Source organism: Komagataeibacter ossonobensis, from assembly GCF_057359305.1.
On record NZ_JBXAYQ010000001.1, the window covers coordinates 371519 to 391280 of the forward strand.

14 protein-coding genes are annotated in these 19762 nt (G+C 64.8%); 6 read left to right on the forward strand and 8 right to left on the reverse strand.

What is annotated here, in order from left to right:
* Positions 1–154 precede the first annotated feature (154 nt).
* Positions 155–1675 carry a carboxypeptidase M32 gene (locus AC1RQ9_RS01695; protein ID WP_485985326.1) on the reverse strand — a complete coding sequence of 507 codons (1521 nt, stop codon included), beginning with the start codon at positions 1673–1675 and terminating at the stop codon, positions 155–157.
* Positions 1676–1774: 99 nt separating this feature from the next.
* Between AC1RQ9_RS01695 and AC1RQ9_RS01700 the strand changes: the two genes are divergently transcribed.
* Positions 1775–3760 (forward strand): tetratricopeptide repeat protein, encoded by a 1986-nt coding sequence (locus AC1RQ9_RS01700; RefSeq protein WP_485985327.1) that lies wholly within the window; start codon positions 1775–1777, stop codon positions 3758–3760.
* A gap of 115 nt (positions 3761–3875) precedes the next feature.
* Here AC1RQ9_RS01700 and AC1RQ9_RS01705 read toward each other — a convergent pair whose 3' ends face one another.
* The 6 genes from AC1RQ9_RS01705 to tsaD form a co-directional block, all read right to left on the reverse strand.
* A complete protein-coding gene (locus AC1RQ9_RS01705) occupies positions 3876–6785 on the reverse strand; it encodes a [protein-PII] uridylyltransferase (RefSeq protein WP_485985328.1) in 2910 nt (969 codons plus the stop codon).
* Between the two features lie 84 nt (positions 6786–6869).
* Positions 6870–9479 carry a DNA mismatch repair protein MutS gene (gene mutS, locus AC1RQ9_RS01710; protein ID WP_485985329.1) on the reverse strand — a complete coding sequence of 870 codons (2610 nt, stop codon included), beginning with the start codon at positions 9477–9479 and terminating at the stop codon, positions 6870–6872.
* Between the two features lie 60 nt (positions 9480–9539).
* On the reverse strand, positions 9540–11102 hold the full coding sequence (gene murJ, locus AC1RQ9_RS01715; RefSeq protein WP_193733714.1) for a murein biosynthesis integral membrane protein MurJ: 1563 nt from the start codon (positions 11100–11102) through the stop codon (positions 9540–9542).
* A 36-nt stretch (positions 11103–11138) separates the two neighbouring features.
* Positions 11139–11624: a glutathione peroxidase gene (locus tag AC1RQ9_RS01720; RefSeq protein ID WP_010507681.1), complete on the reverse strand. Its 486-nt coding sequence runs from the start codon at positions 11622–11624 to the stop codon at positions 11139–11141.
* Positions 11625–11730: 106 nt separating this feature from the next.
* On the reverse strand, positions 11731–12702 hold the full coding sequence (locus AC1RQ9_RS01725; protein ID WP_485985330.1) for an NAD(P)H-dependent glycerol-3-phosphate dehydrogenase: 972 nt from the start codon (positions 12700–12702) through the stop codon (positions 11731–11733).
* Between the two features lie 182 nt (positions 12703–12884).
* The gene (gene tsaD / locus AC1RQ9_RS01730; protein ID WP_485985331.1) at positions 12885–13985 is read right to left on the reverse strand and encodes a tRNA (adenosine(37)-N6)-threonylcarbamoyltransferase complex transferase subunit TsaD; all 1101 of its coding nucleotides are present in this window, start codon (positions 13983–13985) and stop codon (positions 12885–12887) included.
* A gap of 71 nt (positions 13986–14056) precedes the next feature.
* On the opposite strand from tsaD, the gene hemC reads away from it, so the two are divergent.
* Positions 14057–15139 carry a hydroxymethylbilane synthase gene (gene hemC, locus AC1RQ9_RS01735; RefSeq protein WP_193733717.1) on the forward strand — a complete coding sequence of 361 codons (1083 nt, stop codon included), beginning with the start codon at positions 14057–14059 and terminating at the stop codon, positions 15137–15139.
* Positions 15126–15869 (forward strand): uroporphyrinogen-III synthase, encoded by a 744-nt coding sequence (locus tag AC1RQ9_RS01740; protein ID WP_485985332.1) that lies wholly within the window; start codon positions 15126–15128, stop codon positions 15867–15869. The genes hemC and AC1RQ9_RS01740 overlap by 14 nt, the downstream gene beginning before the upstream one ends.
* Before the next feature lie 233 nt (positions 15870–16102).
* On the opposite strand, the gene secB is transcribed toward AC1RQ9_RS01740, so the two are convergent.
* Positions 16103–16624 carry a protein-export chaperone SecB gene (gene secB, locus AC1RQ9_RS01745; RefSeq protein WP_193733718.1) on the reverse strand — a complete coding sequence of 174 codons (522 nt, stop codon included), beginning with the start codon at positions 16622–16624 and terminating at the stop codon, positions 16103–16105.
* Positions 16625–16827: 203 nt separating this feature from the next.
* Here secB and AC1RQ9_RS01750 point away from each other — a divergent pair, with 203 nt between their 5' ends.
* Genes AC1RQ9_RS01750 through AC1RQ9_RS01760 form a run of 3 tightly spaced genes read left to right on the forward strand, consistent with a single transcriptional unit; the run spans position 16828 to position 19723 of the window.
* Positions 16828–17514 (forward strand): Tim44/TimA family putative adaptor protein, encoded by a 687-nt coding sequence (locus AC1RQ9_RS01750; RefSeq protein WP_485985333.1) that lies wholly within the window; start codon positions 16828–16830, stop codon positions 17512–17514.
* Positions 17515–17570: 56 nt separating this feature from the next.
* Entirely contained in the window at positions 17571–18797 is a 1227-nt protein-coding gene (gene mltA, locus AC1RQ9_RS01755) for a murein transglycosylase A (RefSeq protein WP_485985334.1), read from the forward strand.
* Positions 18798–18832: 35 nt separating this feature from the next.
* Positions 18833–19723, forward strand: coding sequence for a DNA-methyltransferase (locus AC1RQ9_RS01760; protein ID WP_193733721.1), 891 nt, complete (start codon positions 18833–18835; stop codon positions 19721–19723).
* The last annotated feature ends 39 nt before the right edge of the window (positions 19724–19762 follow it).

The following is a 19762-nucleotide window of genomic DNA, read 5'->3' on the forward strand; positions in this document are numbered from 1 at the left end:
ATGCGGCATGTCCGCCCTGTCGTACAGGACTGTTTTTGGGAAGGCCGCCCGTTAAGAAAGTTTTTGGTGACGCTTTTTTCAAAAAGCTTCGAAGAGCGCCGCCTTTTTGGAAAAAAGCGGCACCCGGAAACTTTTGTTATTTTTTATCAGAAATTTAGGCTAGCGCGCAGTAGCGCTGGCGCAGGTGCCGCAGGTATGGCCCCGTATTGGGCACCGCGCCCGTGGCGTCGCGCACGATCTCACTGGTGGAGGCCACGCTGCCACGGGCATGGATACGCGGGCGCAGCCACGCCAGCAGGGGCGCGAAATCCCCCCTGCCAATGCCGGGCATGATGGTGGGATCGTCACGCTCCGCCGCTTCACGCAGTTGCGCCGCAATCACCGCACCCAGCGTATAGGTGGGGAAATACCCCCATGCGCCCGATGGCCAGTGGATATCCTGCAGGCAGCCCAGCCGGTCCGCGGGCACTTTCAGACCCAGCAGGTCATGGATGCGGGTGTTGAAGGCTTCCGGCAGGTCCGCCAGCTTCATTTTTCCCGCGATCAGCGCGGTTTCCATTTCATAACGCACAAGGATATGCGCGGGGTAAGTGACCTCATCGGCATCCACGCGGATGAAGCCGGGGCGCACGCGGGTGACAAGGCGGTGCAGGTTGTCCGCACCCCATGCCGGGTCGGTGTCGCTGCCCCCGAACGCACCGCGCAGTCGTGGGGCCATCCAGTCCATGAAGGGCCGCGAGCGCGCGACCTGCATTTCCATCAGCAGGGACTGGCTTTCATGCAGGCTCATCCCGCGTGCTTCCCCCACAGGCTGGGCGCGCCATGCTTTTGGCAGGCCCTGTTCATACAGCGCGTGCCCGGTCTCATGCACGATGCCCATCAGCGCGTTGATGCAGTCCTGCTCCTCATACCGGGTGGTGATGCGCACATCATCTTCCGCCCCGCCGCAGAAGGGATGCAGGCTGACATCCAGCCGCCCGCGCTGCATGTCGAATCCCAGCGCGCGCATGGTGCCGTGGCCCAGTCGCGCCTGTGCGGGTACATCAAACGGTCCGGAAAGGGGCACGGTGGCAGGCAGGGTTGCCTGATGCGCCAGCGCCGTGCTGATCAGGTCGGGCAGTTCACTGGCCAGCTCGGCAAAGACCGGATCGACATCCGCCTGCCGCGTGCCCGCGTCATACTGGTCCAGCAGCGCGTCATAGGGCGAAAGGCCAAGGGCCTGCGCCTTGGCCGCCGCGATTTCGCGGGTCAGGGACAGCACGGTTTCCAGTTCCGGCAGCAGGCTGGCGAAATCGCTGTTCTGCCGTGCGGTGCGCCATGTCATTTCGCAACGTGAGGACGTGCGCGACATCGCCTCCACCAGATCCGACGGCACGGCGGCGGCATGGGCATGCTGGCGGCGCATTTCATGCAGGTTGGCTTGCGCCATGGCGTCATCGGGGGCCTGCGCGCGATCCAGAAGGTTGCCCATGTCCGGCGCGGTCATGAGTTCATGCGACAGGACGGCAAGGGTCGCGATGCTTTCGGCGCGGCTGTCGCTGGCCCCGGTCGGCATCATGGTGTCCTTGTCCCAGCCGAGGATTCCCAGTGCATTGCGGATATGCCCCATGCGGGCAAAACGCTGCCGCAACGTGTCATAGGCCTGCTGGCCGGCCGTGCCGGAGGGAGTGTTCATGCGGGTTCCTGATCGAAATTCTTAACGCTCTGTCGCGTATGGATAACGCAGGTGAGTGTGCGGGAGCGTCCCCCGCCATGCAAGGGAAGGCCGGATGAGATGAACGCGAACAGCGCGGACAGGCATGATACGGACAGACAGGACATTCTGGCGCGTGCCCATGCGGCCCTGCGCGCTGGGGATATCAATGCCGCGCGGGCGTGTTTCGCAACCCTGCGGGCATGCCGGGCGGATGATCCCGATGCCCTGCATGGCCTGGCCTGCGTGGCGCTGGCGGCGGGGCGGGCGGATCTGGCCATAAATCTTGCCGGTCAGGCGTTACGGCTTGCGCCCCACGGGCCGTTTCATGAAGTGCTGGCCCGCGCGCTGCTGGCGCAGGGACATCATGTGGCAGCGCAGGCCGCGATCCGGGCCGCCTGCCTGTGTCAGCCCGATGATGTGCCCGTCCTGCTGGCCTGCGCTGACATAATGGAGGCGACGGGCGACACATGGGCGGCAGGACAGTCCTATGGGCGGGCGGTCACCCTGTCCCCCGCGCCTGCCGTGCAGGCCCGCAGGCTGCATGCCCGTTTCCTGTGGCGGCGGGGGCAGCGTGACGCCGCCATACAGCAGATGCGCCATGTTGCGCGACAGGTGCCTGCGTCCGTCCATATGCATGAACTGGCCGAAATGCTGCTGGCACATCATCAGCGCGAGCAGGCCGAAGAGGTGTTGCGGGCGGCATTGGCCCGCAGGCCCGATGATGGCGTGGCCCTGTCGCTGCTGGGCGCACTTGTGTTTGCAGGTGGGCGGATGCGTCAGGCGGCGGCTGTGCTGGAACGTGCCATGGCGCATGATCCGCATGCCGAAACCTGCAGCAACCTTGGCCTTGTCCGCATGGCGCTGGGGGATATGGCCGGGGCGGAGCGCGCTTTTGCCGTTGCGATGCGTCTGCGGCCCGATGATGTGCGTATTGCCCTGAACCATGCGACCGGCCTGTTTGAAAGCGGCAACGTGACGCAGGCCGCCGCGGCATACGAAACCATACTGACGCGGGATCCGCCCCCGGATCACGACACGCAGGCCCGGGCGCGGTTCAACCTTGGCGTGGCCCGTCTGGCGCAGGGGCAACTGCGGCAGGGATGGGCAATGTGGGAATCCCGGCTGGACTTCCTGCCCCCACATCCATCCGCCTGCCGCTTGCCACGATGGGATGGAGGCACGCTACCCGCGGGTAAAAAGCTGCTGGTGCATATGACAGGGCAGGGGTTGGGGGATGCGGTTCATTTCCTGCGATATGTGCGGCTTGCGGTCCAGCGGGTTCCGGTTGTGCTGGAGGTGCCTGCGATCCTGCGCCGATTGGCCGCAACGCTGGCTGGCGATGCGTTTCATTCCATGAAAATTATCACCCATGATATAAATAAAAATCTTGATGTCGCGGTGCAATGCGACCTGTTCAGTCTGCCGCACCTGCTGGATACGGACGGCGTGCCCCCTTTCATGCCGTATCTGGGGGAAAGCCCATGGCGGCAGGCGACGATGCGAAAGGAGAAACTGCGGGTTGGCCTGTGCCACGCGGGTAACGCCGCCTATCGCTTTGATGCGCGGCGTTCCATTGCGGTGCAGGACCTGTCGGCATTGGGGGAAATGGCCGGGACTGAATTCGTTTCCCTGCGGCCCAAGGGGACGGATGGGGTGGATCCGGCCTTTGTCCGGCAAGAACTACCAGATGGCGCGGACCTGCTGGATACGGCGCGCCTGATCGCGACATTGGATCTGGTCATCAGCGTGGATACGCTGTCCGCCCATCTGGCCGGGGCCATGGGCTGTCCGGTCTGGCTGCTGTGTCGTTTCGGGGGGGACTGGCGATGGTCGGCGGCATTTGACCTGCCTGCACCGGCAGACAGGCCGGTACCTGGCCTGTCACCAATGGAAAATGGCATGCAGGGGGATGCCCCACCTGTGTTACGGCCTGCCAGTCAGTGGTACCCAAGCCTGCGCCTGTTCCGGCAGACCTGTCTGCAGCCCCCACAACAGGCGTGGACACAGGTCATGACCGACCTGTGTTGCGCCCTGCAGGCGTGGGAAACAGGGATTCTGCATTGAAAGTCTCTGGTGAGACTTTTCTTCAAAAATCTTCAAAAAACAATGCCGCCTTTTTTCGAAAAGGCGGCACTTAAAAGCTTTTATTACTTTTTTATCAATGGATTGAAGTGGTCCGTCAGATCGTGATCGATTCCAGTTCGGATGACTGGCGCTGGGCTGCGGCTTCCGCTTCCTGCAGGCCCGCCAGCAGGGTCGTGCGGATGCGGTCCAGACGTCCCTTGTCCGTTATTTTCAGCCCGAACAGGTCCTTGACGTAAAAGACATCCACCGCCCGCACGCCATAAGTGGTGATATGGGCGGACGCGATCTGCAATTTCTGTTCGCTCAGCGCCGCCGTCACGTCATGCAGCAGGCCGGGACGGTCACGACCGTTTATTTCCACTACCGTGCAGGTGTTCGATGCGCGGTTGTCGATCACCACGCGCGGCGGTACGTGGATCGCGCGCATGCTGCGGCCACTCAGCCTGCGACCACACTGGGCAATTTCGCGGTTGATGTTGATGTGGCCCGTCAGCGCCTGTTCCACCAGCAGCGACAGGCGGGCAAGCTGCTGCGGTTCCTCGAACGCCGCACCGCCCGCATCCTGAATCCACAGCGTATCCAGCGCCATGCCATTGGTCATGGTGTGAATGCGCGCATCCACGATCGACGCCCCGGCAATGGCCACCGCCCCCGCGATCTTGGAAAACAGGCCCGGGTGGTCGGCGGCGTAAATCGTGACCTCCGTCACCCCACGCGCGGGCAGGGGCTGGGTTTCCACCGTAAGCGGCGAATGCATGCGTTCCGACTCGCTGATCAGCCGGGCATGGCGGGCATGGGTATCATGGTCGAACGACAGCCAGTAACTGCCATAGCCCAGCCCCATGAAGTGCTGGACATCGGTTTCGTTCATGCCGTCATCCACCAGCCACTGGGCGGTTGCCCCCTTGGCGCGTTCCACGCGCACGTCACGCTCGGTGGTGGCAAGACTGCCCTCCAGCACCTCGGCCACGCGCATGTAAAGCTCGTTCAGCAGTGTCGCCTTCCATGCGTTCCACACGCGTGGTCCCACCGCGCGCATGTCCACGATGGTCAGCAGCAGCAGCAGCCGCAGGCGTTCGGGCGACTGGATGATGTCTGCCAGGTCAAGGATGGTCTTGGGGTCGTCAATGTCACGCTGGAACGCGGTGTGGCTGAGCAGCAGGTGATGCAGCACCAGCCAGGACACGGTCTCCGTCTCCTCGCTGTCCATGCCCAGTTCGGGGCAGACATACAGCGCGATCTGCGAGCCGATTTCCGAATGGTCGCCGCCACGCCCCTTGGCAATGTCATGCAGCATGACCGCGACATACAGCGCCCGGCGTGAATGCAGGTTGCGCGCAAGGTCATAGGCGATGGGTATTTCATCGGCCATATGCCCATGCTCCACCCGGCCAAGGATGCGCAGCGCGTCGATGATGTGCTCGTCAACCGTGAACACATGATAGGTGTCGAACTGCATCTGCCCCACAACGCGGGACCAGTCGGGCAGCAGGCGGCCCATAAGCCCGGTTTCGTTGAGGATATGCAGCCAGTAGGCATTTCCCTTGCGCCGTCCCTCATCCATCAGGTGGAAGCTGGGGGAGGCATCGGGCAGTTCGGCCGTCTCGCCACGCGGTGCGCGCTGCGGGCGGTCGGGCGGGTCACCGCACATGAGGTCAAGGAAGATACGCGCGGTTTCCGGGTCGCCGCGCAGGCTGGCGGCCTTGCGTTCCCAGCGGATCAACTGGTGCATGGCCATGGGGTGGATGGGCAGCTTGCGCTTCTTGGCCCAGTCCAGCAGGCGCATCATCTGGATGGGTTCATCTTCGAATGACGTGCCGCGCTGCGGCAGGATACGGCCATCCAGCACGGTAAAGCCCGCGTCACGCATCTGGCTGTCGGCTTCGGGCGCGTTGGCCACGGGGCCAAGTGCCTGGCGCAGCACGGCGGGTTCCAGCACCAGTGTCAGGCGCATGACCTCGCGCACGGTCAGGAAGTAGTGGCGCATGAAACGTTCCACGCCCACCTGCCGCCCATGGCGGGTATAGCCCATGCGGCCACCCACGACCGGCTGCACGTCGAAGGTCAGGCGTTCTTCCGCCCGGCCCGATACGTAATGCAGGTGGAAACGCACCCGCCACAGGAAGTCCCATGCCCGGCGCGCGCGCTTGGCTTCGGGTTCGGTCAGTAGCCCCAGTTCACTGAAGCCGGGCGCCAGCAGGTCCGAGACGTGGCGCGTGCCGAAGGTATAGCGGCACATCCAGTACAGCGTCTGCAGGTCCCGCAGGCCGCCGCGGCCTTCCTTTATGTTGGGTTCCACCAGATAGGGGCTGTCGCCAAACCGGTGGTGGCGGGCGGCGCGTTCGCGGCGCTTGTCGGTAATGAAGCGGTCGGCGCCCGCGCGCACGCAGGCCACGATGTAGCGGGCCTGGAACATGGAAAACAGCGATTCGCTGCCGGTCAGGGCGCGGGCGTCCAGCAGGGTGGTCCGCACGGTGGTGTCGGCTTCCGCCTCGGCAATGCATTCGTTGATGGTGCGGGTCGCATGCCCGACCTTCAGCCCCAGGTCCCACAGGAAATACAGGATGTATTCCACGCAGGCACGCACATCCTCGCCCTGTCCCTCCGGCACATCGGGGATCAGGAACAGCAGGTCGATGTCACTGAACGGCGCCAGCAGCCCGCGCCCGTAACCGCCGGTTGCAGCAATGGCGAAGGGGGCTTCGGGATGCGAATCGATACCCGTCTGCTGCATCGCGAAGCTGGCCAGCACGCGGATCATGCCATCGGTATAGGCGGCCAGTAGCTTGCCTGCCTCGGCGCCGCCCAGGCGGTGATGCTCGAATTCCTCGCGCACATGGGCCTGGTAGCGCGACAGGTGGCGGCGGACCAGGCCGATGGCGTCCTCCCGCGGCAGGGCGCGTGCAGTGCCACCGCCATCCCCGGACGGGAACAGGGCGGTATGGAGGGCATTTGTCATGGCCTCGACCGAAGCGGAGGCGGAAGGGGGGGCAGCGTTCGACATCGCGGTCAGATGGCGTCCTGTATATGACGGTAAAGATCCGGGATGGAGTGTGCCGCCCCTGATGGGGTCAGGTCCAGAGCCGTATCAGGGTTTCAGCAGTTTTTTGAGTTTATATAACATTTCCAGCGCCGTGCGCGGACTTAACGCATCGGGGTCCAGTTCCGTGATCAATTCCATCGCGGCAGGCGGCAGCGTGGGGGCTGCCGGTGCTTCCGGCTCATCCGCTGCGGCCTGTTCAAACAGCGGCAGGGGCGGGGCCTGACGGCCGCGTTCCTTTTCCAGCATGGACAGAAGACGGCCCGCGCGGCGCACGACGGGTTCGGGCACACCCGCCAGGCGCGCGACATGCACGCCCCAGCTGCGGCGGGCGGAACCGGGTACGACCTCGTGCTGGAAAATGACCTGTCCCTTCCACTCGCGCACGCTCATGGTGTGGGGGGACAGGCGGGGCATGCTGTCCGCCAGTTCGGCCAGTTCATGAAAATGCGTTGCGAATATCGCGCGGCAGCGCAGCGTGGAATGCAGGGTTTCCAGCACCGCCCATGCAATGGCCAGCCCATCCAGCGTGGAGGTGCCGCGCCCGATTTCATCCACCACCACCAGCGACCGGGGACCGGCCTGGTTCAGGATGGCGGCGGTCTCGGTCATTTCCACCATGAAGGTCGAACGCCCGCGCGCCAGGTCATCGGATGCGCCAACGCGTGAAAACAGCCGGTCCACCACGCCAATGCGCATGGCCTGCGCGGCAACCGGCAGCCCCGCCTGCGCCAGTATGACCGCCAGCGCCGTCTGGCGCAGGAAGGTGGACTTGCCCGCCATGTTGGGCCCGGTCAGCAGCATGACGCGGTGATCGGGTTCAAGGTCGCAGTCATTGGGGGTGAAGCGCGCGTTCCTGGGCAATGCTGCTTCCACCACCGGATGGCGGCCCGCGCGGATGACAAAGCACGTGTCCGTGCCGACAGCGGGACAGCACCACATGCCGCCACCGGCCAGCACGGCGCAGGACTGTGCGATGTCGATGCATGACAGCGCGGCGGCCATGTCCGGCAGGGCGGTTTCGTCCAGTATCTTTCCCACCACCTGCGTAAACAGGTGGCGTTCACGCAGGCCCGCGTTTTCGGCGGCCTGCGCGATCTGTTGGTCAAGGCTGACCAGCCGTTCGGTTGAAAAGCGGCTGGCGCTGGCGGTGCCCTGTCGCATGATCAGGTCCTCGCGCCCGCGCAGGCGCGCACCGGCGGCGGCAGGTACCTCGATCACGTAGCCAAGCTGGGCGTGGTGGCGGATCTTGAGGTTGGTGATGCCGAATTCGGTGGCGTATTCCTGCTGAAGCGCCGCAATCACCCGCCTGCTGCCGTCGCGCAGTTCGCGCTGGGTATCGAGTTCCACATCATAGCCACTGGCGATGATGCCGCCGTCATCCATGCGCGCGGGCGGGTTTTCGCTCAGCGCGCGGCCCAGCAGGTCCTGCAGGTCATGCGCGCGGTCCAGATGGCGCACTGCCTGTTCCATGATGGGCGGCAGGTTTTCGTGCCGGTTCAGGATCGTACCGATTTCACGCGCTACACCCAGCGCAAGGCGAATGGCCACGGCGTCGCGCGGTTGCCCGCGGCCCAGGGACAGCCGGCCCAGCGCACGCGCCATGTCGGGGGCGGCGCGCAGGCTGGCGCGCAGATCATCGCGTATTCCCGGCTTGTCCAGCAGCCATACCCACCCCGCCTGCCTGCGGGCAATGCGTTCTGGATCGGTCAGGGGGGCTGCGATCCAGTCCGCCAGCATTCGGCTGCCGGCTGCGGTGACGGTGCGCGATACCGCGGCGAACAGGGTGTGTTCGGTTTCGCCATCGCGCGTGCGCAGCAGGTCAAGGCTGGCGCGAGTGGCGGGATCAAGGCCAAGGATATCGCTGCTGTCGCTGGGACGGGGGTGGGACAGGCGGGGAAGCTGCCCTGCCTGGCTGCGGCGGATGTAGTCGATGGCCGCTGCCGCCGCCATGGCTTCTGCGTCGCTGAAGGTGCCAAAGGCGTCAAGGCTGGCCACGCCAAAGGCCTCGGCCATGCGCTGGCGCGCGGCGTCGGCGCTGGCGGGCGGGACGATGGGGGTGCGGCGGCCCGCGAAATCCCCCAGTTCCACGTTGTCCGCGCACAGGATTTCCGCCGGGTCCAGACGACCCAGCAGGTCGTTCAGGTCACGCGCGGGGACGGCCGCGGTTTCAAACAGGCCGGTGGAGATATCGATCCATGCCAGGCCGGGATCGCTGGCGTCGCGCCCGGTGGGGCAGATAATGGCGGCCAGCAGGTTCTGCCGTCCCGCCTCCAGCAGTTCATCTTCGGTCAGGGTGCCCGGCGTGATCAGGCGCACGACCTCGCGCCGCAGCGGTCCCTTGGATGCGGGGCGCCCCTTGCGGGGCTGTTCGGTCTGTTCGGCTACCGATACACGGAACCCGCGCCGGATCAGCCGCGCCAGATAGGCCTGCGCCGCATGCACCGGCACCCCGCACATGGCGATGGGTTCGCCTCCATGCGTGCCGCGCGCGGTCAGCGATATGTCCAGCGCAGCGGCGGCTGCTTCCGCGTCATTGAAAAACAGTTCGTAGAAATCCCCCATCCTGAAGAACAGCAGGGCGTCGGGGTGTTCGGCTTTCAGCGCAAACCACTGCGCCATGGCGGGTGTGGCACCCTCGGGGGATGGGAATGTCATGTCCGGTGTCTAGCGGCGGGATGGGGGATTCGCCAGTGCGGATTTCATGACCGCACTCCCCTATGCCGCCCGGTTGCGGCGCAGGCGGCGGCTGATTGCGGCCATCGCCTGGCGCATGTCCGCAACCCCCAGAACCTGCAGCGCCAGCAGGTAGATGCCCATGCCCAGCGTGACCATTATCCCCACATCCACGATCCGCATGACCGGGCCAGCCTGCATGGCATGGCCCAGCGGCGTATGGCCCAGCATGACCAGACCCATGGCCATGACTGCCGCACACACGATCATGCCCGCCAGTTGCCGCACCAGCGTCGGGTCCGGCACCAGCGCGCCGCGCCGCAGCAGCACGAACGCCAGCACGCCGGCATTGACCATGGCCGCAAGGCTGCTGGCCAGTGGCGGGCCGATATGCGCCAGCCAGTGCATGAAGCTTATGTTCAGGATGAAATTCAGCACCAGCGTGCCCATGCCCACCAGCACCGGCGTGCGCGTATCCCCGCGCGCGAAGAACCCCGGCGAGAGCACCTTGACCAGCACGAAGGCGGGCAGCCCCAGCGCATAGGCCCGCAGCGACTGCGCCGACAGTACCGCGTCATGCGCTGAAAAATGTCCATGCCCGAACAGCGCCATCATGACCGGCGCCGCAATGACCAGCAGCCCCGCCGCCGCTGGCAGCGTCAGGATCAAGGCATAGGAAATGGCCCGGTTCTGGGTACGGTGCGCCCCGTCGAGGTCATCCGCCGCAAGGTGGCGCGTCAGTACCGGCAGCAGCGTGGTGCCCGCCGCAGCGCCCAGCACGCCCAGTGGCAGCTGGTTCACCCGATCGGCAAAATACATGAGCGAGACACTGCCCGCGGGCAGCAGGGTGGCGATGATGGTATCGACCAGAAAGTTGATCTGCGTGATCCCGCTGCCCACCAGCCCCACACCCATGCGCGCCAGCAGCGTGCGGATGCGTGGTGTCAGGCACGGTGTGACCAGGCGCAGGCGCATGCCCGCCCGGTGCGCGGCATATAGCAGGATGCCGAACTGTACCACACCCGACGCGGTCACCCCCCATGCAGCGGCATGCGCAACGTCACCCGTCAGCGGCGGCAGGATCACGATGGCGGCAATGCCGATGACGTTGAAGCTGACATAGGCCGCCGCCGCCACGCCAAAATGGTGCATGCCGTTCAGCACGCCCGACACCAGCGCCGCCCCGCAGATCATCAGCAGGTAGGGAAAGGTGATGCGGCTGAGCGATATGGCCAGCGTGTCGCGCACGTCGCCATGCGTGAACCCCGGCGCGATCAGGCGCAGCACGCCGGGCATGAAGATTTCCCCCAGCACCGTCAGCAAAAGCAGCCATGACAGCAGGACGCTCATCGTCTCGCTGGCGAACTGGCGCGCGGTGTCTTTCCCCTCACGTTCCAGCAGGGCGGAAAACAGCGGTACGAAGGCGGCGTTCAGCGCACCCTCGCCAAACAGGCGGCGGAACATGTTTGGCAGGCGGAAGGCGATCTGATACGCATCCTGCGCAGCCCCGGTGCCCAGCAGGGCCGCAAGCAGCTGGTCGCGCACCAGTCCCAGCACGCGGCTGATCATGGTCCAGCCGCTGACGGTCAGGAAACCCTTCAGCATCGTGTCAGCATGACGCGCGCGGGGATGATGGGGGCATCAGTGATCCATCACCGCCCGTTCGACCGCCATGCGCACGCGCCGCGATTCGGGGGATGTGACGGAAGTGAACCAGTTGACCAGCTGCCCGTCGCGCCCGATCAGGTATTTGTAGAAATTCCAGCGCGGCAGCGACAGGAACCCGCCCTCGCGCGCCAGCCACCGGAACAGGGGTATCGCCTGCGGTCCCTTCACATGGCTCTTGGCGGTCAGGGGGAAGGTGACGTTGTAGTTGCGCTGGCAGAATGTGGTGATCTGCTCGGGCGTGCCCGGTTCCTGGTTGCCGAAATCGCTCGACGGTACGCCAATCACCATCAGGTCATGGCTGCGCCATGTGGTCCACAGGCTCTGCAACCCTTCATACTGCGGCGTGAACCCGCATTTGGACGCCGTATTGGCGATCAGGATCGGCTTGCCCCGCAATTTGGACAGGTCGATGTCGGGACCATTCAGGGCAGGCAGGACAAAGTCATAGATCGTTGTCATTGGGATGCTCGGTTTCGTAAGCGCGCCGGAGTAACCGGATTGCCGGGTCACATGCCGGGGGTCAAGCCGCCTGTTTGCAGACGTGGGATGTGGCGGAGGGGGCCCGTCAGGCAAATTCATGCCCGACCGGGCGCGACAGCAGCAGTTGGCTGGCGTCATCCATGTCGATCGTGCCCGCCAGAAGGCTGGTGACGGTGGCGATGACCGGCGTGTTGACGCCATGCTGGCGGGCAAGCTGCAGCAGTGCCGGGGCGGTCGCCCGGCCTTCGGCCACGCCCTCCAGCGCATCTGCCGCCTGCTGCGCGGGCATGCCCTGACCGATCGCCAGCCCAAGGCGGTAATTGCGTGAGGCCGCACCCGTGCAGGTCAGCAGCAGATCCCCGATTCCCGCAAGGCCCGACAGCGTCTCGGGCCGCCCGCCCAGCGCGTGCGACAGGCGCGACAGTTCAGCAATGCTGCGGGTAATCAGGGCCGCGCGGGCATTTTCCCCCAGCTTCGCCCCCATGGTGGCCCCTGCGGCAATGGCCACCACATTTTTGGCGGCCCCCCCCAGTTGCACGCCCGTCGGGTCGTCGCTGGCATACAGGCGGAAGGCGGGCGTGGTCAGCAGGTCCGCAAGCCGCCGGGCCTGCATGCGTTCCGTGCTGGCCAGTACGGCGGCGGCGGGCAGGCCAGCCGCGATTTCATGCGCGAAATTGGGACCGGACAGGACGCCCAGCACGCTGTGGGGAAATATTTCCCCCAGTACCTGCAACGGCATGAGGCCGGTCGCCTGCTCGATCCCCTTGCAGCACGCGATCAGTGGCGCGCAGGGCGGGACGGTGCGGGCGATGGCGCGCAGGTGTTGCATGGGACAGGCCAGCAGGATCAGGTCGGCCTGACGCGGCATGGCGTCGCTTACGGTAATGCCGGGCGGCAGGGCGTAGCCGGGCAGGCGGGGCATGACGCGGCCTGCGGACATGGTGGCGGGATTGCGTGCCCACAAGCCGACTTCGGCGCCCGCGCGCGCGGCCTGCAGCGCCAGCGCCGTTCCCCATGCGCCTGCGCCGATCACGGCAATCCGTGCGGTATGGGTCATCCGTTTGTTCCCTGACGGTTATGTGCTGTATCCGGCATTTTTGTTGTTTGCTTATCAGCCTGCTAACAAAACGGCCTGCAAATCATAAAGAAGTTTTTGGTGAAGCTTTTTTCAAAAAGCTTCAGGGAACGCCGCCTTTTTGAAAAAAGGGGGGCACCCAGAAACTTTTTTAAGCATTGATTTCAGGCATCGACCGTCATGCGCTGCGCCATTTCCGACAGCGGCCAGCGCGGGCGTGGGCGCATGGCGATGTCATTGGGTATGGGCAGGTCAAGGGCCGCGCGTGCGCGCATGGTCTCGATCGCGGCCCATGCCACCATGACCGCATTATCCGTACACAGCCGCAGCGGCGGGGCGGCGAAGGGCAGGCCATGTGCCGTGGCGAATTCCTGCAGCCGCGCGCGCAGGACGCCGTTGGCGGCCACCCCGCCCGCCACGACCAGCGTGGTCGGGCGTTCCATCATCTCCAGCGCGTGGCCAAGGCGGTCGATCACGATATCGCTGACCGCCTGCTGGAAGCTTGCGGCAATATCGGCGGCCTGCTGGCGGGGCAGGGCGGCGCGGACCTCGGTGGGCAGTTTCTGCGCCACGGCGGTCTTGAGGCCGGAGAAGGAAAAATCACATCCCGGCCGCCCCATCAGTGGGCGTGGCAGGGACACGGCATGCGGGTCGCCCTCAAGCGCAAGCTGTTCCACCGCCGGGCCGCCGGGCCAGCCAAGGCCAAGCATCTTGGCCACCTTGTCGAAGGCCTCGCCCGCCGCGTCGTCAATCGTGCCGCCCAGCCTGCGGTAATGGCCAACCCCTTCCACCGCGATGCACTGGCAATGCCCACCCGATACCAGCAGCAGCAGATAGGGGAACGGCGCGCCATTGCTGGCGACACCGGGCAGGCGCGCGGTCAGGGCGTGGGCTTCGATGTGGTTGACGGCAATGAAGGGCCGGTCCAGCGCGATGGCCATGCCCTTGCCCATGTCGGCCCCCACGATCAGCCCGCCAATCAGCCCCGGCCCGCAGCTTGCGGCGACCGCACCCAGTTCGTGCGGCTGCATGCCAGCCGCGCGCAGCGTGTCGCGCACCAGCGCAGGCAGCGCGCCAAGATGGGCGCGGGCAGCGATTTCGGGCACGACCCCGCCAAATGGCACATGGCCGGATTGCGATAATGTCGCTTCTGCCAGGATCTGGCCGCCTGTCGTAACGATCGCGCAGGCCGTGTCATCGCACGAAGATTCAATGGCCATAACGGGCGTTGGCAGATCGGGGCATGTCGGTTCGGTATGGGGCATGGCGTAATTTACAATCCGGATGTGCCGAATGTCATCTTTCCTTTATCGCGGTGCGGTAATAGACACGCGATATGGAGTCCGCAAAGCCATCAGCCCCGTTTCCATCGTCCGCGCTACAGAAAGTCGCGGCCGAGGCCGCTGCACGCCAGCGAAAGGAAGCCACACATCCCGAACCCCACCGCCGGCAACTGCCGCTGAAGGTCGGGACGCGCGCTTCCCCGCTTGCGCTGGTGCAGACACGGGCGTTCCTGACGCTGCTGACCCGTTTCTGTCCCGTGCTGCGTGACATGGGCGCGTTCCAGGAACACCAGATCAGCACCACCGGCGACCAGGTGCAGAACCGCAAGCTGGCGGAAATTGGCGGCAAGGGCCTGTTCGCCAAGGAAATCCACGATGCGCTGCTGGATGGCCGGATCGATTTCGCCGTCCACAGCCTGAAGGATCTTGAAACCACGCTGCCACCGGGGCTGGTGCTGGCCTGCACCCTCAAGCGCGAGGACGCGCGCGACGCCCTGATCCTTGGCCCGGACTGTGGGGACCCTGATCCCGCCGATCCGTATGCGGTCCTGCCGCAGGGCGCGCTGGTGGGCTGTGCCTCCGTCCGGCGTCAGGCGCAGATGCTGCATGTGCGTCCCGACCTGAAATTCGGCCTGCTGCGTGGCAATGTGCAGACGCGGCTGGACAAGCTGGCGGCGCGGCAGTGCGATGCAACGCTGCTGGCCTGTGCGGGGCTGCGCCGCCTTGGCATGGAAGACCGTGCCGACGTGATCCTTGATCCCACCATCATGGTGCCTGCGGCGGGGCAGGGCATTGTCGGGGTCACGGTGCGCGAAAGCGATATCGAACTGCGTGAACTGCTGTCCGCGATCGAGGATTACGAAGCCCGCGCCGTTGCCACGGCCGAACGCGCGCTGCTGGCTGAACTCGACGGATCATGCCGCACGCCGATCGGTGGCTATGCCCGCCTGATCCCGGTCGTGGCCGGGGGCGCGCCGGAACTGCACCTGACCGGCCTTGTCGCGCGTGAGGACGGGACCTTCCTGCTCAAGCGTTCGATCAGTGGCGCACCGGCGGATGCGGCGCGTCTGGGCCGTGACCTTGGCCGCAGCCTGCGTGCCGACAGTCCCGCTGATATTTTTGTTGAACAGCCGTAACCAGCCCCCATCCCCCGCCGTGCGCGCGGGGGTGATCGTGACCCGTCCGCCGCCGGGGCTTGCCCCCACCATGGCGGCGGTGGCGGCGCGGGGGCTGCATCCTGTCGCCGCCCCCATGCTGCATGTCAGGCAATGCGCGCTTTCCATCGGCACATTCCGTCCTGATGCCATCGTCCTGACCAGTGGGCAGGCCGTGGGTAGCCTGACCGACCCGCAACTGCATGACATTCCGTGTTACGTCGTGGGGGCTGCCACCGCGCGGCGTGCCCGTGCGGCGGGATTTGTTCATGTCACGGCCGCATCCGGCACGGCGGATGACCTGACGGCGCTGCTGCAGGCCGCCATGTCGCCCACGTCCCGGCTGCTGCTGGCGGTGGGGCAGGGTTATGGGCAGGACATGGCCGTGGCGCTGCGAGGGCAGGGATACCGGGTGCTGCGGCGCTGCGTTTACATCGTGCGGCCTGCAACATGCCTGCCGCCGGATGCTGTCGCGGCTTTGCAGGCGGGGCAGGTTACGGCGGTGATGTTCTATTCCACCCGTACGGCGGAAGCCTTCATCGCGGCCCTGACGCCCGCGCTTGCATCCCTGTTGGTGGCGGTGGAGGCTATCGCCATGTCAGATGGGGTTGCTGCCGTCCTTGGTGCGGGCGCGCGCTGGGATGGCATACGCGTGGCCGCGCGTCCCGATCAGGACGCCATGCTGGACTGCCTGCCCCATGATGCCCCCTGAAATCGCGTCGTCCCGGCCATGAAAAAAGGCCGGAGCATGCGCCCCGGCCCGTTCATTAAGGACTGTTCCAGAAAACCCGCAGAGTGATAAGGACGTTTTTGGTGAAGCTTTTTTCAAAAAGCTTCAGAAGGCATCCCCCTTTTTGGGAAAAGGGGGCACCCAGAAACTTTTATTGTCCCGTAGCGTCAGGTGGCCCTGAAACAGCCGCTGGTATCCGTGCGTGCCTGTATGGATCAGGCGTGGCCCGGCGTCTGGTCGAAGGAGTTACGCTTGGCCTGCCACAGCGCCACGAAGTCGATCGGCTGCAGCACTACGGGCGGGAACCCGCCATCGCGCGTGACTTCGCTGAGGATGTTGCGCACATACGGGAAGATCAGGCGCGGCACTTCCACCAGCAGGATCGGCTCGATCAGTTCGGCCGGCGGGTTGTTCAGTGTCGCGATCGCGGCATAGGACAGTTCGGCAATGAAGACCGGGCGGCCGGCGGGGCCACCTTCCTGCTGCGGGGCTTCACTGGCTTCGGCCTTTACGGTCAGGACCACCTCGAACACCGGCTGATCCTGCTCCAGGCGGTTGGCCTGCACGTCGATGTTGACCGAAATCTGCGGGTTCGTGCGCAGGGTCGCGAAGATTTCCGCGCCAGCGGGCACTTCAAACGAAAGGTCCTTGATATACTGCAGGTTGATCGCCAGCGGCAGCGCCGGAGGGGCGCTCTGGCCGTTTTCAGGGGTGGGCGTCTGAGTCGTGTCGGACATGCTTGTCTGTATTCCCCGGAGATATGCGGAAAAAAGAAATGAATACCGTATTCTCTGGCCGTAGCATGGGTCCGCGGGCGATGCCATACCAGCTGTCGGAATTTTAACGGTCCTTGCGCATTGTGCTGGCTCCGGCCGTTGCCTATGTTGTTGCGCAGGGTAATCTGGGCAGGGGGCCCGCCTGCATTATGGACGCGCGCGGCATGAATTTTTCTTTTGGTCATTTTCCGCTGGATCTGATTGTTCTGGGGCTGGTGGCTGTATTCCTTGTTCTGCGACTGCGCAGCATTCTTGGCCGCCGGGTTGGCGCGGAACCGGCCCCGCGCCCCATGGCGCCGCCGCCCATGGCCGCGAATGTTGTGGAACAGAAGCCCGAACCGCCGCCGCCTGCCATCAATTATGACATTCCCACCCCCGATACGCGGGTGGGTGGCGTGCTGGCCCATATCGGCACGCTGCAGCCCGGTTTCACCCCGCAGGATTTTGCCAGGGGAACCGAGGCCGCCTTCCGCCAGATCGTCGGCGCGTATGCGGCGGGGGACCTGAACGTGCTGCGCCAGCACCTGACGGCCGCGACGTTTTCCGCCTTCGAGGCCGCGATCCAGTCCCGCCAGCAGGCAGGCGAAGTCCTGCGCAGCGAAATCAGGGACATTACCGATATCGCCATCATTGGCGCGGAGATTGACGAGGCAACTGGCCCGAACCCGCTGGCCCGGATCGAGGTCCGGATCGTGTCCGACCAGATCAGCCTGACCGTGGACAGCAATAACCAGCCCGTGGCCGGTGTGGATGCCGTGACGGAATTTTCGGACCTGTGGACGTTCGAACGTCTTCTGGGTGTCAACACCGATGGCGCGGGCTGGCGTCTCGGGGCCAGCCGCAGCGCGTAGGCCGCCCTGCCATAATTTATCGATAAATCCGTGATCAGTCTGTGTGCATGAAAGTCATGAAGCGTCTGGCGCCGTTGTGCGTCGTTATTACCCTATGCGGATGTCATATCGGGGAAGGCCCCAACCTTGGGGCGCCCCAGGCCCCACGTGGACATCATAAATCAGGCCATGCCCGGCCCGTTTCCTTCAATGCCCTGCCGGGATGGAAGGATGATGCGCTGGAAGATGCGTTGCCGGTCTTCCTGCAGGACTGTCACAAGGTCGGCAGCCTGCCTGCTGACAGCACGCTGGGCGGGGACGGCATAAAATATGCCGGGCGGCAGGTCGGTGACTGGCAGGCTGCCTGTAACGCCGCGCGCGACGTGCCCGCGGGTGATCGCGCCGCGGCGCAGGCATTTTTTGAACAGTGGTTCGTGCCCTATACCCTGCCTGCGGGCAAACGGACGGATGGCACGCTGTTCACTGGATATTATGAACCCGAAATCCGTGGTTCCCTGCATCGTGGTGGCATTTACCAGACCCCGGTCTATCGCCGTCCGCCCGATCTGGTGCGCGAACGCGACGCGCAGGGCAAGGTCGTGACCGGTCGCAGCCAGGATGGGCGGATCGTGCCGTACTGGACCCGCGCGCAGATTGATCAGGGCGAGCTTGCGCATAAAAAGCTTGAACTGCTGTGGCTGGCGGACCCGGTTGATCTGTTCTTCCTGCAACTGCAGGGCGCGGGCAGGGTGCGCCTGCCCAATGACAAGGTGATCCGCCTTGGCTTTGATGGCCTGAATGGCCAGCCTTACGTGCCGCTGGGCCGCGTGATGGTGGCACAGGGCCTGCTGGGCGCCGACGACGTAAGCATGGCGTCCATTCGTGGCTGGCTTGAGGCGAATCCGGACAAGGCCACGGACATGATGGAACAGAACCCGAATTATGTCTTTTTCCGCGAACTGGATCATGACGATACGCAGGCCGGTGCGCCGGGTGCGCTGGGGGTTGCGTTGACACCGGGCCGTTCCATGGCGGTGGACCGGGATTTCATTCCGCTAGGCAGCCCGGTATGGGTGCAGGCGCAGGTGCCCGTGGATGGACACCCCGTGACATGGAACCGGCTTGATTTCGCACAGGACCTGGGAACCGACATCAAGGGACCTGACCGCGCCGACCTGTATATGGGCTGGGGGCCGGAGGCGGCACAGGCGGCTGGCAACCTGCGTTCGACCGGGCAGATGATCGTGCTGGTGCCTCGTTCTGCTGCCGAGCCGGCAAAAAAGACACACAAGCCCACACACTAGATCCGCATGAGCGGAGTGAAGAGCGTAGTAGCATCATGACAGGGCGACCCCGCGCGGGGCAGGCTTGCGCACCCCAGACCCGCCTGCCGCGGACTGTCCGCCATACCGAGGGGCCGCACCTGCTGGTGCGTGGCGACTGCATCCGGGCCATGCGTCGCATGGAACCTGACAGCGTGGACGTGGTCGTAACGTCGCCGCCGTACAATATCGGCCTGAAATACCGCACGTACCGCGACCGGCTGGAGGAAGACGGCTATCTGGACTGGATGGTTGAGGTCGCGCGTGAGGTGCGTCGCGTCATGCGTCCTGATGGGTCGTTCTTCCTCAATGTTGCCGGTTCCTCGGCGCAGCCATGGCTGCCATTTGAACTGATGGTGCGGCTGCGTGAACTGTTCGTGCTGCAGAACCATATCACCTGGGTCAAGTCGATTTCGGTGGGAACGGAAACGCACGGGCATTTCAAGCCGGTCAACAGTCACCGCTATCTGAATCGCAATCACGAACATCTGTTCCACCTGACACGTACGGGCAATGTCGGGCTGAAACGTCTGGATATCGGCGTGCCCTACATGGACAAGTCCAATATCGTGCGCCGGGGCCACCGGCAGGACCGGCGCTGCCGGGGCGATACATGGTTCATCCCGTATGAAACCGTGCAGGGAAAGGCACAGAAATTCCACCATCCCGGCACATTTCCCGTGCTGCTGCCGCAGATGTGCATCCGCCTGCATGGCAAGCCGGCACCCGTGGTGCTGGACCCGTTCATGGGGACGGGTACCACGCTGGTCGCCGCTGTACGCGAAGGGGGACAGGGTATCGGAATCGACCTGGATACCATCTATGTCAATGTCGCCCGGCAAAGGGTACGGCAGGCCATGCAGGCGCAGGTGGATGGCGCGGCCGGGACAGATGATCGAAAACTTTGATGGTTTTCATTTAAACGATTATTTTGACAAATAATCCCT